General features: G+C 66.9%; 21 protein-coding genes. 13 read left to right on the top strand and 8 right to left on the bottom strand.

From position 1 onward, the window contains the following. The first annotated feature begins 134 nt into the window (after nt 1-134). The 3 genes from AC07X9_RS14655 to AC07X9_RS14645 all read left to right on the top strand — a co-directional run bounded on the left by AC07X9_RS14655 (nt 135) and on the right by AC07X9_RS14645 (nt 2,796). Entirely contained in the window at nt 135-638 is a 504-nt protein-coding gene (locus AC07X9_RS14655; RefSeq protein ID WP_017183234.1) for a hypothetical protein, read from the top strand. Between the two features lie 21 nt (nt 639-659). After that, complete coding sequence (locus AC07X9_RS14650) at nt 660-1,547, top strand: hypothetical protein (RefSeq protein WP_086485797.1); 888 nt, start codon at nt 660-662, stop codon at nt 1,545-1,547. Nucleotides 1,548-1,770: 223 nt separating this feature from the next. Beyond that, a complete protein-coding gene (locus AC07X9_RS14645; protein WP_086485798.1) occupies nt 1,771-2,796 on the top strand; it encodes a hypothetical protein in 1,026 nt (341 codons plus the stop codon). Here the strand turns inward: AC07X9_RS14645 and AC07X9_RS14640 are convergent. From AC07X9_RS14640 to AC07X9_RS14630, 3 genes are all read right to left on the bottom strand, one after another. After that, nucleotides 2,793-3,704 carry a 3'-5' exonuclease gene (locus AC07X9_RS14640; RefSeq protein WP_086485799.1) on the bottom strand — a complete coding sequence of 304 codons (912 nt, stop codon included), beginning with the start codon at nt 3,702-3,704 and terminating at the stop codon, nt 2,793-2,795. The genes AC07X9_RS14645 and AC07X9_RS14640 overlap by 4 nt on opposite strands. Then, nucleotides 3,704-4,333 carry an antitoxin Xre/MbcA/ParS toxin-binding domain-containing protein gene (locus AC07X9_RS14635; RefSeq protein ID WP_176342121.1) on the bottom strand — a complete coding sequence of 210 codons (630 nt, stop codon included), beginning with the start codon at nt 4,331-4,333 and terminating at the stop codon, nt 3,704-3,706. The genes AC07X9_RS14640 and AC07X9_RS14635 overlap by 1 nt, the downstream gene beginning before the upstream one ends. 191 nt (nt 4,334-4,524) lie before the next feature. Beyond that, nucleotides 4,525-5,826 carry a hypothetical protein gene (locus tag AC07X9_RS14630; RefSeq protein ID WP_086485801.1) on the bottom strand — a complete coding sequence of 434 codons (1,302 nt, stop codon included), beginning with the start codon at nt 5,824-5,826 and terminating at the stop codon, nt 4,525-4,527. 118 nt (nt 5,827-5,944) lie between these two features. On the opposite strand from AC07X9_RS14630, the gene AC07X9_RS14625 reads away from it, so the two are divergent. From AC07X9_RS14625 to AC07X9_RS14600, 6 genes are all read left to right on the top strand, one after another. Continuing rightward, the gene (locus AC07X9_RS14625; protein ID WP_086485802.1) at nt 5,945-6,295 is read left to right on the top strand and encodes an ArsR/SmtB family transcription factor; all 351 of its coding nucleotides are present in this window, start codon (nt 5,945-5,947) and stop codon (nt 6,293-6,295) included. Further along, entirely contained in the window at nt 6,292-6,708 is a 417-nt protein-coding gene (arsC, locus tag AC07X9_RS14620; RefSeq protein ID WP_086485899.1) for an arsenate reductase (glutaredoxin), read from the top strand. The genes AC07X9_RS14625 and arsC overlap by 4 nt, the downstream gene beginning before the upstream one ends. Next, nucleotides 6,692-7,771: an ACR3 family arsenite efflux transporter gene (gene arsB / locus AC07X9_RS14615; protein ID WP_411778949.1), complete on the top strand. Its 1,080-nt coding sequence runs from the start codon at nt 6,692-6,694 to the stop codon at nt 7,769-7,771. Before arsC ends, arsB begins: the two co-directional genes overlap by 17 nt. Next, nucleotides 7,768-8,091 carry a YnfA family protein gene (locus tag AC07X9_RS14610; RefSeq protein ID WP_086485804.1) on the top strand — a complete coding sequence of 108 codons (324 nt, stop codon included), beginning with the start codon at nt 7,768-7,770 and terminating at the stop codon, nt 8,089-8,091. Before arsB ends, AC07X9_RS14610 begins: the two co-directional genes overlap by 4 nt. Then, nucleotides 8,088-8,837: an arsenical resistance protein ArsH gene (gene arsH, locus AC07X9_RS14605; protein WP_086485805.1), complete on the top strand. Its 750-nt coding sequence runs from the start codon at nt 8,088-8,090 to the stop codon at nt 8,835-8,837. The genes AC07X9_RS14610 and arsH overlap by 4 nt, the downstream gene beginning before the upstream one ends. Before the next feature lie 73 nt (nt 8,838-8,910). Continuing rightward, the gene (locus AC07X9_RS14600) at nt 8,911-10,278 is read left to right on the top strand and encodes a phospholipase effector Tle1 domain-containing protein (RefSeq protein WP_086485806.1); all 1,368 of its coding nucleotides are present in this window, start codon (nt 8,911-8,913) and stop codon (nt 10,276-10,278) included. On the opposite strand, the gene AC07X9_RS14595 is transcribed toward AC07X9_RS14600, so the two are convergent. From AC07X9_RS14595 to AC07X9_RS14575, 5 genes are all read right to left on the bottom strand, one after another. Further along, on the bottom strand, nt 10,279-11,157 hold the full coding sequence (locus tag AC07X9_RS14595) for a DNA/RNA non-specific endonuclease (protein ID WP_086485807.1): 879 nt from the start codon (nt 11,155-11,157) through the stop codon (nt 10,279-10,281). Nucleotides 11,158-11,212: 55 nt separating this feature from the next. Further along, complete coding sequence (locus AC07X9_RS14590; protein WP_086485808.1) at nt 11,213-11,770, bottom strand: hypothetical protein; 558 nt, start codon at nt 11,768-11,770, stop codon at nt 11,213-11,215. Between the two features lie 88 nt (nt 11,771-11,858). After that, entirely contained in the window at nt 11,859-13,172 is a 1,314-nt protein-coding gene (locus AC07X9_RS14585) for a hypothetical protein (RefSeq protein ID WP_086485809.1), read from the bottom strand. Nucleotides 13,173-13,178: 6 nt separating this feature from the next. Next, complete coding sequence (locus AC07X9_RS14580; protein ID WP_369596837.1) at nt 13,179-13,433, bottom strand: MerR family DNA-binding protein; 255 nt, start codon at nt 13,431-13,433, stop codon at nt 13,179-13,181. Then, nucleotides 13,358-13,609 (bottom strand): MerR family DNA-binding transcriptional regulator, encoded by a 252-nt coding sequence (locus AC07X9_RS14575; RefSeq protein WP_369596838.1) that lies wholly within the window; start codon nt 13,607-13,609, stop codon nt 13,358-13,360. The genes AC07X9_RS14580 and AC07X9_RS14575 overlap by 76 nt, the downstream gene beginning before the upstream one ends. A 73-nt stretch (nt 13,610-13,682) precedes the next feature. Here AC07X9_RS14575 and AC07X9_RS14570 point away from each other — a divergent pair, with 73 nt between their 5' ends. The 4 genes from AC07X9_RS14570 (at nt 13,683) to AC07X9_RS14555 (ending at nt 17,210) form a co-directional block, all read left to right on the top strand. After that, nucleotides 13,683-14,333, top strand: coding sequence for a cation efflux transmembrane domain-containing protein (locus AC07X9_RS14570; protein WP_086485810.1), 651 nt, complete (start codon nt 13,683-13,685; stop codon nt 14,331-14,333). 92 nt (nt 14,334-14,425) lie between these two features. After that, entirely contained in the window at nt 14,426-14,755 is a 330-nt protein-coding gene (locus AC07X9_RS14565; protein ID WP_140159593.1) for a hypothetical protein, read from the top strand. Between the two features lie 152 nt (nt 14,756-14,907). Beyond that, nucleotides 14,908-16,065 carry a TolC family protein gene (locus tag AC07X9_RS14560; RefSeq protein ID WP_369596856.1) on the top strand — a complete coding sequence of 386 codons (1,158 nt, stop codon included), beginning with the start codon at nt 14,908-14,910 and terminating at the stop codon, nt 16,063-16,065. Next, the gene (locus tag AC07X9_RS14555) at nt 16,062-17,210 is read left to right on the top strand and encodes an efflux RND transporter periplasmic adaptor subunit (RefSeq protein WP_086485898.1); all 1,149 of its coding nucleotides are present in this window, start codon (nt 16,062-16,064) and stop codon (nt 17,208-17,210) included. The genes AC07X9_RS14560 and AC07X9_RS14555 overlap by 4 nt, the downstream gene beginning before the upstream one ends. Nucleotides 17,211-17,213: the final 3 nt, after the last annotated feature.

Below are 17,213 nucleotides of genomic sequence, written 5' to 3'. Positions count from 1 at the left end.
CGAGCACCCCGCTTAGCCAAAGCACCGACGTGATCAGCGCACCTGTTTGGTGCGCGGCGCAGTGGCGCGATCGCGCATCGCACGAACGGGACGGCTCCTCCGTGCCGAAAGAAAGCCCCCCAAAGGAGATAGAAATGACCGCCAGAAGCACGCGTATCAGCAGGCCATCCGAATTGACCTACGTTTGGATCAATTTCGACGAGACGGGCCGGCCGCAGGACCTCGTCCATGCAATCCATGACGAGGAACGAGGCATCCACTGCGCGGCTTACTACTTCGGCAAGGAGGGCGATCCCATATGCCAGCCGATCGAGGAACGAGAGGCCGTTCCGGCGATCCATGCCTTCGCCCAGGATCGCGGCCTCGGTGTGGTCGCCGTCGACGCGGGCACCCACGCCTTCCTGATGTCGGAATGGCCAGCGGGAAGCGCTACACCACTGCTCGGAGTGTCCGACATCGAGGAGTGGCTCGGGGACGCGCGCGCCAGCTTCCATCATCAGATTGAACGGTTCCAAGCCGCCGCCGGCCCCGCCGAGACATTCGCCTGCGCTCACGTGGTAGTAACAGGGGGCGGCCTGCCGTTCATATGGCGCGGCACCGGCCTGGCGCGCATCAAGCCCCACCAGGATCCTGCCTGACGCCGCCGATGCCGTAACAGGATGGAAAGCGTCACCGACTATCAAGGCGCGATGTCCATCTCCAGCTGCGTCCGAAGTTTGATCGAGATCCTGCCACCCAGGATCGGCGAAGCGAGCACGCCACCGCTCGCCGAGCTGCAGATCACCCGACTTCCGACCCCGACCTACAACTGGAACACCGGAGAGCTTCGCCTCGGGGAGCGGACGACGGTCGTGCGGCACGGCTCCAACGACCTGCGGCGGGATGCCCGGAAAGTGACGCGCCTGGCCGACGCCGCCGCTTGCGACGCCGCTCTCCTGCACGCGGCCGCGCCCTCCATTCGCGATATCGACGTGGCGGCTCCCGGTGGCCTCCTGCAGTTCCGGGCGCCTATGCCCGCATGGTCCTGGACCATCGACGCCGCTGTTCGCGACGTGCTCGCCGCTTGCGGGCTGTCGGCCGTCGAGGTGCTTGAGATCGCCGCCAGACGGGATGGCGGGCGCGTCACCATCGAAACCGGAGATCCGGCGGGACCGCGAACGATGATCCTGACGGGAGTCTTCCCGCTGATCACGGCTACGCTGCCTATCGGGCAAGGCCTCGTCATCCGTGTCGCGCAACGGTCTGAGCTGATCACCAGCGAGGTCTTTCCCGCCAGCATCTGTTCGGCATGCGTAGGGCGCCTGCTGTCCGCGGTGGTGGAGACGAAGTTGCCCCAGTTCGACCGTCTGACGATCACGGCCAGCCGCAATTCCGCCAGCGGCACGCGCTTCGTCCTGGCGTCGCGGCCGGTCCAGCTTGCGCAGACGCCCGCCGAGGTGCTCGACACTCTGCCCGAGGACGCCCGCGATCATTTCGGACCTCCGCGCTGGGGGCGCGATCCGTCGCTCCTGCAGCGCGCGCTCGGGCTGCTTCGCAAAAACCGCTGACCACCTGCCCTCGCTTCCCAAAAACCGTCCAGCACGATGTCCAGCGCCGGCTTCGCGTGATCACGATCATGTGACGAGACCTTGGCTGCCCCTTCCATGCAATTCCCCTACATGAGCTATAAAGTGACATCGATCTAACCTCGGCCAAACGGAAAATCAAGATGAGTGTCACTTTTTCGTTTGAGTGGAGAAAGTTCGCGTGCGATCGTCCCGAAGGAAAGACATGACTGACAAGGCACCGCCACAATCCGCGCCCGCGCAGGACGAGAAGGATCCCGCATGGCTCGCGCTGCCGGAGACGAAGAAGGCGGTCGCGCGGAGCCGCGCGCTGGTGTTCGACGAATACACCGCGCTTGCGGTGCCCACCCAGGGCGACCTGGCCGAGGCAATGGCCGCACTTAACCTCGGCCGCACCAGGTTCTATTCACTGCTGCGCAAGTGGACGCGACGCAGGAGCCTGATCGACCTGGCGCCACATGCCAGGGGCCGAAGCCGCGTGGAAGAAGGCATCGCAGACGAGGCGGGCCGGGCGGGTGACGAGATCGTGGCGCGCGTTATCGAAGGCGCGGCGTTGAAACGCGACGCAACCGTGCCGCCGTTCAGCCTCAACGCCAAAAGTCCGACAGGCCACGTGGCCCACTCCTTCGGCGAAGTGCTGGTCATCGATCACCCCCGGCCGGACCTCTTCGTGGCGGCGGACGACGCTGAATTCAGGCCATCGCTCTGTCTGGTGATCGACCTCTTCTCGACGACCGTACTCGGCAGCCGGGTCTACCGCGGCGATCCTACCGCAGACGAGGTCAGGCAGGCAATCGTCGATGCGGTGAATCGCACGGGAAGCCTCGCCCCCGCGGGCAACCGCATAACGCCCACAATCCTGCTGCCGGCGGACTGGTCCACTCAATGGCGCGAACTCGAGAAAATGCTGAAGCAAGCCGGCGCGGACGTTGTCGTGCGCCGGTCGCCAAAGCTGCACCGCGGACATGTCTCGCGCCGTCTCGTGGGAACCAGGATCGACGAGGTGAAGCTTCTCACGAGGCAACCGCGCCACGACTTCCGGACCGCGCAGTCGGTGCCTTCGAGGCACGCCGTCCTCTCGATCGAGGATGCCCGCCTCGTTATCGACGCCGCGATCGCGCGGAGGAACGGGAGACTGATGCCGGGGACATGGCCGGCACAGCTGGACCTCGAGGTCGAACGGCTGACGAACGGCCGCGTCTCGCTCGCAGACCGCTCCAACCCAAGCTAGCTCGGCAGCGAGTAGCGGTTGCCGCTGTGGATGACCTGCACCCGCGGACCAGGGCGGCGCGCGCCCATGCCCGGCGCGTAGACGTGGTCCTCCAGCCAGCGACGCTCGCAGTCGACGTCGCCATCGCGGACCTCGCGCCACCATTCCTTGAGGCGCCCGTCCCAGCGGTAGCCCCGTGCCTTCAGCACGTGCCGCGCCTCGAAGCCGGCGCCCTCGGCGCTCACCTTCCACCCGGCCCTGTTCATCCCCTCCAGCGCCGACGCCAGCACCGTGCGCCGATCGGGGCCCGCATGGGCCAGAAGGGCGATCAGCGCATCGACGTCGGCAGCGGCGCGGTGGGCGTCGAAGAACCAGCCTGACTGCGCCGCCAGCCAGCCCAGTGCCCGGCCCTCGAATCCGAACTCGTCCCAGTCGACGTCCGCCAGACTGCATCCCCAATCGAGCCCGGCTGCTCGGGGCAGACGGCGCTCGACGAAGGGCCGGTCAAAGGCGGCGTTGTGGCTGAATACCGCCCCGCACGACGTCAGAACTGCTGCGGCCTCGGCGGCGTCGATGCTCTGCCCGGCGAGGTCGGGGTCCGTCAGACCCGTCACCCGCGTGATCTCAGCATGGAGAGGAACACCGGGATCCTCCCGCCACGAACGCGCTCGCCCGATCCGAACGATCCGCCCTTCCTCGTCATAGGCGAAGCGGCGGATCGCCAGCTCGATGATCTTGTCGCAGGCGACATCCAGGCCGGTCGTCTCGACGTCGAGAGCGGCAGCGACGGAGAGCGGCCGGGCTGCATCGTATGCGTGCAGCTCGAGGGAACCATCGCCCAGGTCCAGGCGGCGCAGGACGCGGTAGTTCAGGCTCGATGAGAGCAGAGCGGCCGCGCTGGCAAGCGCGGGGTCAGACTCGCGCAACATCAATGCACCGTCGGGTAGGCAGCTGCGATACCGTTGAGCAGGAACATCTGGATGCGACGGAAGCCGATCTCCCCGTCGTTGAGGAGAAGGTCCGCGATCGACCGGCCACCGAAGGCGCTGCGGGGCTGACGGACCCAATCCGCAGCCATGCCGTCGGGAATGCCCAGTATGATGCGCTCGGACTCCACGATCACGAGGCGGCGGATGTCGTTGGCGATGGCGACCGAGAGCACCGCCGATCCATTGCCCGAGCGGGCATCGGCGATCCAGCGATCGAGCAGGTAGGTGCCGCAGCCCAGATAGCCGGCGATGTCGTCGGAGCCGAGGTGCCAGTGGAACATGGCATAGCAGAGTTCGGCAACGAGCAGCGAACGCCGGTTGCCCTCCTCGTCCGCGCGAATGTAGCGGGGCACCGTTCCGCCGAGCCCGGCTTCCGACATCCAGAACCTGTTCTTCTCCACGGCGAGTTCGGTTACGACCTCGTCGCCTCGATGCCCCGACACGTAGAGGTAGAGGTCGCTGTATCCGTCGACACCATAGGCATCCAGGGTCGTCACGGCGCTTGTGAGAATATCCAAGAGGCCGGAAAGATCGCGCTTTCCGACGGCGTTTGTTTCAGCATCACTCATGGCGGTTCCCCCTTCGAGAAAATTGGCCAACATGCGAAAGAGTGTAAACCCTTACATGATGTCAGGGTTGCCGTCAAGAACATTGTGAGAACAAATCGGATTGCGTAATGGCCGACGGGTCAGGGCGACCGGCATGATCGGGTGCGCGCCGGCTCGCCAGGCGTTGGCCGCGCGAACTAAAGCCGGGCTCGCTACTCGTCCGAGGCTGCCGCGAGACTCCACCCGCCATCGTCGCTCATCCGGTCGTCGAGACGCTTCATCACCAGCAGCGCCTCGAGCATCTGGGTGCTGTCAACCATGCGGGCGTGGGCTGCCGGCCGGCGGACGGCCATCAGCGTCAGCATGTCGTGATCGAAGCGCTGGCGGTTGACGAAGATCACCTCGAACACCTGCTCCCAGTTGTCCTTGCGGAGGATCACGTCCTTCAGCTCGCCGAGCTCCGTGTAGTTGATCAGGGCCGACGACTGCTCACCCGACTTCAGCGCCGACTCCCGGACGCCTTTGGCCTTGGCGAACACCCCCTGGTCGACACGCTGCTTGAACCACTTCGGACCCGCGTGTGCGAGGAGCTTCTCTGCGAGGAATTCCCGCAATCGCCGCTCGAAGGCCAGGACACCGCGGTAGGCGTCGATCTGTGCGTCCGTCGCGCGGATCGACACCGAAACCCCTCCGAACGAGAACAGCGCGACGGCGCCGTCCTCATCGCGTCCGCCGGCGGCGAGTCCGCTTTCGATCATGACCTCCACCGCCACCAAAGGAGGTGCGGCGACCAATCCGGAGTCGACCTCCGCACGCCGGTAGTGGCGCTCTCGAACCCGGCGGTCCCGCCAGAAGCTTGGCGGCAGGTCGGGGCGCGTCCGCCATCCGCCCATCAGGCTCCGCACCGCCTCGTCGTAGGACGAGCCATCGATGCCCCGCATGTCCCCCACGCCCGCGATGACCGACATCTTGAGGCTCGTGCCCGCGATCGCAGATCGAACGTCATCGGGAAGGCCGATCGAGGCCAGCGTCTTGCCCAGCTGCGAGGTTCCCACAGCGGCGCCAAAATCCCCCAGCCGGCCCCTAGCGCGAGCAAGGTCGGCGGCGATCTCGGCGAAGCCGGAGCCGATGATCGACATGTCGGCCACCTTCGGCCCCTGCAGCGCGGCGGCCCAATTGCCGATGCGAAGTCGATCAAGCTCGCCGATGCCGCCAACCCGATCGATGATCCCACTCATCCGCCGCTGCTGTTCGGCCAGATCGCGGATGATCTTGCCGACACCGAGATCGTTCCGGGCCAGCCCCTGAAACCTGTCCATCGTTGCGCCCAAACCGAGCCGTTCGATGTTCAGAACCGACGCGCGCGCCACGTCCAAAGCGGAGCCCACTTCCGCTTTGCCGATGGACATCCCCAGGTCGCGCCTGATCACGTCCAGCGCGCTGCGTCCCATCAGCTCGTCAATACGCGAGATGCCGAAGAGTGCGCGTTCGAGGTCCGACCGGTTTCCTGCCATGCCAGACGTATACCTCAGCATCCGACCGGCGACCACAATCCCACGTTGAAAGCTTCCTCGACGTTGACTCTTTGACGATCATCGAATAGTTCGATGATCGTCAAACCGAGGGTTTAGAGTGGAGCAAGATAGAGCTGTTGAAGCGCTCGCCGCGCTTGCCCAAGACACGCGGCTGAACGTGTTCCGGATGCTGATCCGGGCGGGTCCCAGCGGGATGACCGCAGGCAGCATCGCAAGCACCCTGTCAGCCCAGCCGTCCACCATGTCGCATCATCTCGGGCTGCTGGAGCGGGCGCGCCTTGTGCGATCGCACCGTGAAGGGCGCACCGTAATCTACGTGGCCGACTACGAGGGCACGCGCGAACTCCTTGGATTCCTGACCGAGGACTGCTGCCAAGGCCGCCCAGAACTCTGCGGGCCCCGCATCAGCGACCCGCTCTCCTGCTCACCCAATGGGAATTGCGAATGACCACGACCATCTACCACAACCCGGCCTGCGGGACCTCGCGCAACACCCTGGCGATCATCCGCGCCAGCGGCACCGAACCGGCCATCGTCGAGTATCTTCAGGATCCGCCCTCGCGGGAGCGGCTGGTCCAGCTCATGCGCGACGCGGGCCTATCGCCCCGAGACCTGCTCCGCCAGAAGGGCACGCCATATGCGGATCTCGGCCTCGCCGACCCGACGCTCAGCGATGACCAGCTAATCGACGCGATGGTCGAACACCCCCTGCTGATCAATCGCCCCCTCGTCGAGACACCACGGGGTGTGCGGCTTTGCCGTCCGTCCGAAGCAGTGCTCGAAGTCCTCGCGACGCCCCTCGCCACCGACTTCATCAAGGAGGACGGCGAGGTGGTGAAGGCCGATGCCCGGGCTGATTGAAATGTCCACCTCGCCCACCACAACCGCCAAGCCCGCGATCTCGACGTTCGAGCGCTACCTCTCCGTTTGGGTGGCGCTCTGCATCATCGTCGGCATCGGCCTGGGTGCAGCGCTGCCGGGTCTCTTCGGCGCGATCGCCGCGGCGGAGGTCGCCCGCGTGAACCTGCCCGTGGCTTTGCTCATCTGGCTGATGATCATCCCGATGCTGCTGAAGATCGACTTCGCCGCGATGGGACGGGTGCGCGAGCACGCCCGGGGCGTCGGCGTCACGCTGTTCATCAACTGGGCGGTCAAACCGTTCTCCATGGCACTGCTCGGCACCGTGTTCATCGGCTGGCTGTTCAGACCGCTGCTGCCGGAGGCGCAGATCGAGAGCTACATCGCCGGGCTGATCCTGCTGGCCGCAGCGCCATGCACGGCCATGGTATTCGTCTGGTCAAACCTGTGCGATGGCGAGCCCAACTACACGCTCAGCCAAGTCGCGCTCAACGATCTGATCATGGTGTTCGCATTCGCCCCGCTGGTGGGTCTTCTCCTTGGCGTGGCCTCCATAACAGTGCCTTGGGACACCTTGCTGCTCTCGGTCGCGCTCTACATCGTGGCGCCGGTGATCGTCGCTCAGCTGATCCGAATTGCGGTTCTGGCGAACGGCAGCAATGCGGCGCTCAATCGGCTGCTCGCAGCGCTCGGCCCCGTCTCGCTGGTGTCGCTGCTGACGACGCTCGTGCTGCTCTTCGGCTTTCAGGGCGAGCAGATCCTCGCGCAGCCGCTCGTCATCGCGCTCCTCGCCGTGCCGATCCTCATTCAGGTCTACTTCAACGCGGGTCTCGCCTACTGGCTGTCGAAGCGCCTCGGCGTCGCGTGGTGCGTCGCCGCTCCGGCCGCGCTGATCGGGGCGTCGAACTTCTTCGAGCTCGCGGTCGCGGCCGCGATCTCGATCTTCGGCCTGAACTCGGGCGCGGCCCTTGCCACGGTGGTGGGCGTGCTGGTCGAGGTCCCGGTGATGCTCTCGGTCGTCTCGATCGTGAAGCGCAGCCGCCTCTGGTATGAGCGCTCGGCATGACCATCCCCATCTACATCGGCGCGGCCCTCGCAGAGATCGGCGGCTGCTTCGCGTTCTGGGCATGGCTTCGGTTGGACAGGTCGCCACTCTGGCTGCTTCCCGGAATGGTGTCGCTGGCGCTGTTCGCCTGGCTACTCACCCTCGTCGATAGCGACGCGGCAGGACGGGCCTACGCCGCATACGGCGGGGTCTACATCTGCGCATCGCTAGCCTGGCTCTGGGCCATCGAAGGACTGCGCCCGGATCGCTGGGACCTGATCGGCGCATCGCTTTGCCTCGTGGGCGCGGCGGTGATCCTTCTCGCGCCGAGGACCGCATGATGCGCGTCCGGAATCTCCCTGCGCCGGACGCCTTCCCGGCGCTAGATGATCGATACCTCATCGCGCGGCCAGCAATTGGCCTGGGAGATGTCGAGCCGCGCCCCAGGATCCTGCTGCTCTACGGTTCGCTGCGCGAGCGTTCATTCTCGCGCTTCGCGGTTGAGGAAGCCGCACGGTTGCTGCAGCTGTTCGGCGCCGAAACGCGCATCTTCGACCCCTCGGACCTGCCGCTTCCCGATCAGGTACACGGCGACGACCACCCCGCCGTCCATGAGCTCCGCGAGCTCTCGATGTGGTCCGAAGGGCACGTCTGGTGCAGCCCCGAGCGGCACGGGCAAATCACCGGCATCATGAAGGCGCAGATCGACCACCTGCCGCTCGAGATGAAGGGCATGCGGCCAACCCAGGGTCGGACGCTCGCCGTCATGCAGGTCTCGGGCGGATCGCAGTCGTTCAATGCGGTCAACACGCTGCGCCTGCTCGGGCGCTGGATGCGCATGTTCACCATCCCCAACCAGTCCTCGGTCGCCATGGCCTACAAGGAGTTCGACGAGGACGGGCGTATGAAGGCTTCTGCCTACTACGACCGGATCGTAGACGTGATGGAGGAACTGGTGCGCATCACCGTGCTTATGCGGCCTCACGCAGCGCAGCTGGTCGACCGTTATTCGGAGCGCAAGGCAGCGGGATCGTCCGGGAATCCGCAGACGGACCATTCGGCCGTCGCCATTGGAGATGCACGCTGACCCTGCGTAGTTTCCACCAGCGCCGATGCACCCTATATGGGCCGCGCGGTCAAATGGCGGTGGAGGAAGTTGCATGAAGCGCTTGGTGTTCTGCTTCGACGGGACGTGGAACAAGCTCGTTCCCGATCTCGCCACCAACGTGGTGCTCACGGCCGCAAGCATCGACCGCATAGACAAGAAGGGCGTCGCGCAGATCATCCACTACGACGAGGGCGTCGGCACCGGTGCCCTCGACTCGCTGCGCGGCGGAATGTTCGGCACCGGCCTCATCGATAACGTGCGCGAGGCCTACCGCTTCCTCGTCTTCAACTACGACCCGGGCGACGAGATCTACGTCTTCGGCTTCTCGCGCGGCGCATACAGCGCTCGGACCTTCGTCGGCTTCATCCGCCACGTCGGCCCGCTCCACCGGCTCCACGTCGGCCGGATCGACGAGGCGGTGAAGCTTTACCAGGAGCGCAAGGAGGGCAAGGACGGTGCCGGCGAGGCGATGCGCCGATTCCGCGCCGAGTTCTCTAACAAGGTCTGCATCGGCACGGCCGACGACGACTGGCGCTGCGCGAATCAGCCCGGCTACGTGGCGGGCAGCGCTCCGCAGCTCAGGGTCAAGTTCCTGGGCGTTTGGGATACGGTGGGCGCCCTCGGCGTCCCCGAGATCCTGCCCTTCAGCGGCTGGCTCAATAGCGAATACGACTTCCATGATCCCAGCCTGGACTCCTTCGTCGAAAGCGCGCGGCACGCAGTCGCCATCGACGAGCGGCGCGAGTTGTTTCCGCCCGTGCTGTTCGGTGACCTCGTCACGCTGAATACCGCCGCGGGCTTCGAGAACGAAGATCCCAAGGCGCCCTATCAGGAGCGCTGGTTTCCCGGCGTGCACGGGTCGGTCGGCGGCGGCGGCGATATCCGCGGCCTGTCCGACGACGCGCTCGCCTGGGTCCTCGCTGGCGCCAAGCGGGCCGGGCTGAAGCTGGATACTACCGTGGGCACGCGCATCCACGGCTTCCGCCCCGATCCGCTCGCGCCGCTGGTGAACGAGGCCGACCCCGAATGGAGCATGACGCAGCTCGCCAAGGACGACCGCGATGGCCCAAAGCATCTCTGGCAGCTTTCCGCGAGCGCCATCCGCCGCTGGCGCACCCCGGCGGAACGGCTGGGTGGCAAACCCTACCGGCCAGATTCACTCGCCAAGGTGGCCCATCAGCTCGACGCCATGGGACCGTGGGACTTCATCCCGCCCGCCGACCTGCTGGCGACCGAGAAAGTCAAGGTTGGCGACCTGCTGAGCACCTATGCGCATCGGCACTACGGCAAGGCAGACCTCTGGCCGCACATCCTCGAAGCGAACCAGGACGTGCTCGACGATCCGGACGAGATATTCCCGGGCCAGGAGATCAGGATTCCACGGTTGCCAGCCGCGACTGCGCCTCCGCCGACGACCTGATCAGGGTCGAACGGGCTCCGACGCCGGCGTCTCGCCCGCGCCGCCACTTGGCGCTGGCTCGGCGCAGCCCAATTCCTGATCGAGCGGTGTGAATGGTGCGGTGCGCATGGGGAAGAGCCGAAGCCGTGCGCGAAGCTCCACCTCGTCGAGCGAGCGGCGCATCCCGCAGTAGTTAGCTGCGCGCGGTGTATCCTGGTCGAAGATGAACGCGGTCATACGGCCATCGAGAGTGACGACCACCTTCCAATAGCCCGAGGGCACGCGGTGCCGCTCATCGGCGCCGGGCATCGGACGCATGAGGCGCTCGAACAATGGGCCGGTCAGCACGTGAACGGCAACCTTCTCCTTCTGCGCAAGCCGCGTCTCGCGGGCCTCGAGCCGCTGCCAGCTCGCCTGGTTCAGCGCTGATGACTGCGGCGTGATGTTGGACAGCCTGTTGGTGTCGGGCCAGAACGGCGTGCCGGAAAACGCCGCGAGCGGGGCCTGGTGCCCACGATCCACGCCGAGGGCTTCGTTGGCACCGTCGTAGTCCTGCTCCTCCAGCGTCTCTTCCGGCGCCAGCCAGGGATCCACGCTCCACCCCCGCGACTGCGACTTGCCGACGGTCTCCGGGGTGATCCGGTAGGCGACCCAGACCGCCATCTTAGTCAGCGGATCGGCCGACAGCGTGTAGATCTCGCGCACGATCGTGTCCGCGTTCTCCGGTGCGCCGAGCGGGCAGGCTTCGACGCAGTGGAAGGTGTGCAGCCGCGCGTCGTCGGCGAACGCAGGCGCGGGGGTGGCCGATATCGCCGCTAGTGTTGCGACCAGGACCGCCGAGCGGCCCAGAAATCGAGCGATCATCGCGTCCGGAAGCAGTGTCCAACTTGGCATCATCATCTCCCGTTATGACGCGTCCTAGGCTAATACCATGCCGATCGGCGTGGTATGCTGGTTAATCACCTACTTGCCAGCCCTCGGCTTGCTTCAGCGACAGCTCCATTGCCTGCTCGATCCATTCGTCGGAGATGCCGTGGCGCTCGCTGATCGGCCGGATGAAGGCGTCAACCTCGTCAGACAGTTCCTTGAAGAGCTCGACCCGCGCCTCACACCAGGCGATCATCGCCGTCCTCCCCTGCGGGCTCATGAAAGCTATGTCGTTCTGCCAGAAGAAGCGATGGGCCAGCACGTCGCGATCTTCCTTCGCCTGCCTGAGCCGTGCCAGGAGGTCCGGCGGGAAGCCCTCCAATCCTTCGATCTGCTTCAGCATGTTGCCATAGGTCCTGGCGAGGCCAACCTCGTAGGCCGCGTCGAACGCGACATGCCAGCTTGCTTCATTGTCGTGCGACGCCTTGGTGCCCAGCGTGCGCATGACGATGTCAGCGTTGACCATGCCATGCTCGAGCACCTGAGCCATATACATCGCCAAGCCATAGCGCGAGTACACCTCGCGGATCTGCTCCTCCTCGAAGGAACCGGTTGGCCATATCGACCCGGGCTCGTGACCATCCATGCGTTTCTGACCTAAGCGTGGCCAGCAAGGCCGGCAACGACAAGCGTTGCTCGCACAACTGAACGGTCAATGGGGTTAAATACCCGCCTCAGTCGTCGAACTCGGCCGGCTCGGCGAGGAAGTGCTCGACGATGCAGAGCGACGCCAGATGCCGCTCGTGGGGCCAGTCCGTTCCGCAGGGGCAATCGTCATCCCGCGGTTCGCGCCGCCACACGCCATCCTCGCCAACGCGGTGATACCAGCCGCGATCAACACCTACTGCATCAATCTCCTGGCCGGGATGCCGCACCATCAGCGCGCCGAGGTGAACGAGGTCGGGCTCGACGAGATCGAGCGCTAGCCCCTTCTGATAGAACAGGCCGCCGGCGTGCTGGGGAAACTTAACCAGCGTTGGCGCCTCGAACACGATGCCCCCGTGCTCCCGCAGCATCTGCATGACCTTTGGGTAGACGCGCGGGAAGCCTCGATCGGGCGAACCGAAAAGGGTGATTTCGGGAACCTGGACGCCGATCCCGCCAGAAAAACCATCAACCTGATCGAAGAAGTCCTCGATCTTCCCGCCACGATAGAATGCAACCACAGGCGAGGCGATCTTCACGAAGCTGTCGTCGTATTCCGGCAGCTCGATCCCGCGGCGGAATGCCGGAATATCACCCAGCGGGTTCTCTACGCCCGGTATCGGGATCCAGGGCAGACTAAGCAGCGCATCGAGGATAGGATCCTCGGTGGACGGGGGGAAAACGTCACCTGTAGAGACGAGACCGGCTTCTGCGGCGAACTCGCGAAAGGTGGCGCAATCCGCCTCTATGTGCGCGACAAAGCACTTGGCCGGCAGCGGCGCGTTGCGTAACGGTCCGAGGAGGTAGGCCCGCTGGACGCTGGCACGGGTCCGGGCGCCTTCTAGGGCGATGGCCGTCAGATCTGTCAGGCCGACCGCCTGGCAAGCCGCCCGATCAAGCACGTAGAGATGACCGACACCATCGGCGGCCTCGTAGCTCGCCATCTTCTTGCGAAGGAACAACGGGCGCTCGTCGCAGTCCTCACAGAGTTCTGCGGTGAGTTTGTCGGAATACCGGTTCCCAGCGAACCACGCCGAGACGGACGCCTCGCCCGAACAATCGAGATAGAACGACCGCCACCCGTAGTGTTGCAGAATCGCCTGGTTCAGCGCCAGATCGGAGTGCTGGCCGGTGAACGCGCCCAGCACCTCGTCAGCGTAGCGGCCCCATCGAAGCATCTCGGTCGGAATGCAGCCGTGCCGATCGAACGACGTGGTGGCGGAGGGCCGGTTCGCCGGGCCGTAGTGCTGCGTCTGTCCGCGGAACAGAACATCCTCGCCGAACTCGGCCAAGCACGCCTTCAACCCGGCCAGGTCGTCCACCCTGATGTTCATCGTTGCCATTCTCGCCTACCCCTGAGCTCCGTTCTGCACATTCGCCATATCGCTCGAAAACGCCTCGAGAATGCGGCATTCCGCGACCGTGCCGCCCGCGCAGGTGGAGATGGCCGCCGAAAGCTGCCGGCGAAGCGACTGCAGGTCGGCGATCTTGCGGTCAACCTCGACGAGATGCTGGCTTGCCAGCGCATCTACCTCGCCGCAGTCCCGATCCCGCTGCCCAGCGAGGTCCAGCAGCGCCCGGATCTCCTCCAGGCTGAAGCCCAAGTCCCGGGTCCGACGGATGAATCCAAGCCGGGCCACACGTCGTCGGCGCCGTAGGAACGGTAGTTCCCCTCGGTGCGCGCCGGCGGATCGATCAGTCCCGCGCGCTCGTAGTAGCGGATCGTCTCGATCTTCACGCCCGTCGCCGTGGACAGCCGCCCTATGGTGATCGCCGTCATGAAAAAAACCTCTTGAGCCTGTAGCTACTACAGGGTGCATATAGGCTTCCACTACGATTCTTTCGGGGTGGAAATGGCCTGCACCAGCTGCCCATCGGACAAGGTAAGCCCGAGCAACGATCCCGCCTGGCGCCGGGCGCTTTGGATCGCGCTCGGCGTCAACGGCGCGATGTTCGCGGCCGAGATGGCCGCCGGCGTCGCGGGCGGGTCGAAGGCGCTCCAGGCCGACGCGCTAGACTTCCTCGGCGACGCGGCGAACTACGCCATCGGTCTCGGCGTCGCCGGCATGGCGCTCGCCTGGCGCGCCCGAGCCGCGATGCTCAAGGGCGCCACGCTGGCGGTCCTCGGCCTCTACGTGCTGGCATCCACGGTCTGGGCGGTCTGGCACGGCCGGACGCCCGAGGCCGAACTGATGGGGATCGTGGGCATCGCGGCGCTCGTCGCGAACGGCGCGGTGGCGCTCATGCTCTACCGCTTCCGCAGCGGTGACGCGAACATGCGCTCGGTCTGGATATGCTCGAGGAACGACGCCATCGGCAACGTCGCCGTAGTGCTCGCAGCAGCGGGCGTGTTCGGCACCGGCACGGCATGGCCTGACCTGTTCGTGGCGGCGATCATGGCTGGGCTCGGCATCTCCGGAGGCATCCAGATCATGCGGCAGGCCGGTGGCGAACTTGCGTCGACGCCTGAAGCCACCGGAAGCCGCGAACGGAGGGCGGTGTGAACCGGGGTAGCACGCTTCGGCGCGGGTTCCTGATGGAGGAGCTTGCGTGCCATCGGGTGACGCGCGGTCCTCGAAATGCTATCGGGCGCCGCATGGCTCGCATGGTCGGCATCCTGATCGGCATCGCGCTCGCCCTGTCGCTGGCGACGGGCGGGGTCGCGCACGCGGCCGAGCGGATCTGCCTGCCTGGCACAGAAGCGATCGCCGAAGGCCACAGCGACGGGGATCGCGACCAGAAGCGGGACGGTGAAAAGGGCCAGGCTCATCACCATGGCACCTGCAGCGGGCACCACCTCGCTGCACCCTCGGATGGCCAAGTCCTGAGACCGGCGCTCGTTGGCGGTGTCTCGCCAAACATAGCCCCCGTCACCCTCGGCACGCCCGTCGTTCCGCTGGCCGAACTGAGACCGCCGATAGCCTGACGCCGTGACCGCGTGCGCGTGAACGCGCGCCGCAGCCCACATCGTCAGGAGCAATCAACATGCATCGTGTCATCGCGGCCGTCCTCGCCGCAGCGCTCTGCGCACAGGCCGCGCAGGCGTAGAGCGCCCCGCCCGGCGGGGAGCGCCTCACCCTGCCGCAGGCACTCGAACTCGCCGGCGCCGGCGCTCCGGCCGTGGAAGCCGCCAGCGCAGGCCTCCGCGCGGCCCGGGCCCAGCGTCGGGTCGCTGGCCTGCGGCCAAATCCCACGGCCAGCCTCGAAGCCGAGAACGTGGCCGGCAGTGGTCCCTACGCCGGCATCCAGTCCGTCGAGGCCACGGCCAGCCTGTCGCTGCCCATCGAACTCGGCGGCAAGCGGTCCGCGCGCATCGGCGTGGCCGACGCGGAGACGCGCCGCGCAGGCCTCGCAGCCTCGGTGGCCGAGGCCGACCTCGCGCTGCGGGTGACGCAGGCGTTCAGCACGCTCGCGGCCGCCGAACTGCGGACCTCGATCATGCGCGAGCAGGCGGGTTTCGCCCGCGAGGGTCTACGCGTGGCGCAGGTGCGCGTCCGGGCCGGGCGCGCCTCGCCGCTCGAGGCGGAGCGAGCCGAAGTGGCGCGGGTGAACGCCGAGACCGCCGCCGATCGCGCCGACCGTGCGGCCCGGCTCGCCCGTGCCAACCTTTCGCGGCTCATCGGGCGTGACCCCGGGGAGATCGACACCGCTTGGTTCGACCACGTGGCTCTTGGTCCACGGCCGGCAGCCTCAAGCCAGGGAAGCCTGGCGCTCGCCACCGCGCGAGCGGACACCGACATCGCGGACGCGCAGCTCCGCCTCGCGCGGAGCCAGAGGATCGGCGACCTGACCGTCAGCGCCGGCGCACGCCGCCTCGAGGCCACCAACGACGTAGCGGCGGTCGTCGGGGTGAGCATTCCCCTCCCGCTGTTCAACAACGGCAGGGCGGCGGTCGATGCCGCCCAGGCCCAGCGGGACCAGGCTGCGGCGCTCGCACGCGCCGCAAGGATCGAGGCGGAACAGGCGATCGCGGCGGCGGAGAACGATCTCGCCGACGCCGAGGCCAACGCCCGCAACGCGGCGGGACCGGCCTTGGCGGCCGCGCAGGAGGCGGCGCGCATCGCCCGGATCGGCTATCGCGAGGGCAAGTTCGGCCAGCTCGACCTGCTCGAGGCCGAGCGCACGCTCGCAGAAACCAGGGCGGCCGCGATCGACGCGCTTGCCGCATACCACGACGCCGAGGCGCGACTGACGCGGCTTACCGCCCGCACGCCCATCACCGAGGACCAGCCATGACGAGCAAATACCTGCGGGCGCTTGCGCCCGTCACCCTGGCGCTGGCCCTGGCCGGCTGCGGGGGAAGCCAGCCCGAGGAGAAGGCCGGCGGGGAGCGCGGCGAGAAGGAGTCCCATGCCGACGAGGGCGCGGTGAGCCTCTCGCCGCAGCAGATCGCCGAGGCCGGCATCGCCATAGTCCGACCCACCATCGGCGGGGAGGCCGGCGCGATCGAGATCAGCGGCACCGTCGAGGGCGATCCGCAGGGGGTGCAGGTCGTCTCGGCCGCCATCGGTGGCCGTGTCGTCTCCCTGACGCGCAACCTCGGACAGCCCGTCAGCCGCGGCGACGCAATGGCCATCCTCGAGAGCCGCGAGGCCGCTTCACTGAAGGCCGAGGTCGAAGCCGCGCGTGCCAGGGCCGCGCTCGCGCAGACCAACCTGCGCCGCGAGCAGCGACTGTTCGCCGAGCGCGTCTCCCCCGAGCAGGACCTCGTTGCCGCCCGCACGGCCGCGACCGAGGCCAACGTCGCCCTGCGGCTCGCCCAGCAGCAGCTGGCCGCGACCGGCGGCGGCGGCGGAGCGCTCAACCGCATCGCGGTCCGCGCGCCGATCTCAGGCCAAGTCATCGCCCGCTCGGCCACGCTCGGCCAGACCGTGGCTGCCGACGCCGAGTTGTTCCGCGTCGCCAACCTCTCGCAGGTGTCGATCGCGATGTCGCTCCTGCCGGCCGACGCGGGGCGGGTGAGGCCGGGCGCAGGGGTCACGGTCACCGCGGCCGGGCGGCGCCAGGAGGCGCGGGTCACGTTCGTCTCGCCCGTGCTCGACGAGACGACCCGGCTCGTGCCGGTGATCGCGAGGCTCGCCAACAATGGCGGAATCTGGCGCGTGGGAGAGACGGTCAACGCCTCGATCATCGTTCCGGCAAGTGGCGACCGCACCGTCGCGGTGCCCTCGACTTCGGTCCAGATGATCGAGGACCGGCCGCACGTGTTCGTGCGCACTCCGACCGGGTTCAAGGCGGTGCCCGTCACGCTAGGCCGGACCAACGGCGGCCAGGTGACTGTCCTGTCCGGGCTTACCGGAAGCGAGCAGATCGCCTCGGCCAACAGCTTCACCCTCAAGGCGGAGCTCGGCAAGGGCGAAGCCGGCCACGACGAGCACTGAGCC

The organism is Sphingobium sp. GW456-12-10-14-TSB1, from assembly GCF_059424385.1.
Note: the sequence above shows the minus strand (reverse complement) of the source record. Positions and strands in the feature narration are given on the sequence as shown.

Excerpts from the sequence above, each read along its gene's own strand:
- AC07X9_RS14655 (WP_017183234.1), top strand. The coding sequence starts at position 135 with ATGACCGCCAGAAGCACGCGTATCAGCAGGCCATCCGAATTGACCTAC.
- AC07X9_RS14650 (WP_086485797.1), top strand. The coding sequence starts at position 660 with ATGGAAAGCGTCACCGACTATCAAGGCGCGATGTCCATCTCCAGCTGC.
- AC07X9_RS14645 (WP_086485798.1), top strand. The coding sequence starts at position 1,771 with ATGACTGACAAGGCACCGCCACAATCCGCGCCCGCGCAGGACGAGAAG.
- AC07X9_RS14640 (WP_086485799.1), bottom strand. The coding sequence starts at position 3,704 with ATGTTGCGCGAGTCTGACCCCGCGCTTGCCAGCGCGGCCGCTCTGCTC.
- AC07X9_RS14635 (WP_176342121.1), bottom strand. The coding sequence starts at position 4,333 with ATGAGTGATGCTGAAACAAACGCCGTCGGAAAGCGCGATCTTTCCGGC.
- AC07X9_RS14630 (WP_086485801.1), bottom strand. The coding sequence starts at position 5,826 with ATGGCAGGAAACCGGTCGGACCTCGAACGCGCACTCTTCGGCATCTCG.
- arsC (WP_086485899.1), top strand. The coding sequence starts at position 6,292 with ATGACCACGACCATCTACCACAACCCGGCCTGCGGGACCTCGCGCAAC.
- arsB (WP_411778949.1), top strand. The coding sequence starts at position 6,692 with ATGCCCGGGCTGATTGAAATGTCCACCTCGCCCACCACAACCGCCAAG.
- AC07X9_RS14610 (WP_086485804.1), top strand. The coding sequence starts at position 7,768 with ATGACCATCCCCATCTACATCGGCGCGGCCCTCGCAGAGATCGGCGGC.
- arsH (WP_086485805.1), top strand. The coding sequence starts at position 8,088 with ATGATGCGCGTCCGGAATCTCCCTGCGCCGGACGCCTTCCCGGCGCTA.
- AC07X9_RS14600 (WP_086485806.1), top strand. The coding sequence starts at position 8,911 with ATGAAGCGCTTGGTGTTCTGCTTCGACGGGACGTGGAACAAGCTCGTT.
- AC07X9_RS14595 (WP_086485807.1), bottom strand. The coding sequence starts at position 11,157 with ATGATGATGCCAAGTTGGACACTGCTTCCGGACGCGATGATCGCTCGA.
- AC07X9_RS14590 (WP_086485808.1), bottom strand. The coding sequence starts at position 11,770 with ATGGATGGTCACGAGCCCGGGTCGATATGGCCAACCGGTTCCTTCGAG.
- AC07X9_RS14585 (WP_086485809.1), bottom strand. The coding sequence starts at position 13,172 with ATGGCAACGATGAACATCAGGGTGGACGACCTGGCCGGGTTGAAGGCG.
- AC07X9_RS14575 (WP_369596838.1), bottom strand. The coding sequence starts at position 13,609 with ATGACGGCGATCACCATAGGGCGGCTGTCCACGGCGACGGGCGTGAAG.
- AC07X9_RS14570 (WP_086485810.1), top strand. The coding sequence starts at position 13,683 with ATGGCCTGCACCAGCTGCCCATCGGACAAGGTAAGCCCGAGCAACGAT.
- AC07X9_RS14565 (WP_140159593.1), top strand. The coding sequence starts at position 14,426 with ATGGCTCGCATGGTCGGCATCCTGATCGGCATCGCGCTCGCCCTGTCG.
- AC07X9_RS14555 (WP_086485898.1), top strand. The coding sequence starts at position 16,062 with ATGACGAGCAAATACCTGCGGGCGCTTGCGCCCGTCACCCTGGCGCTG.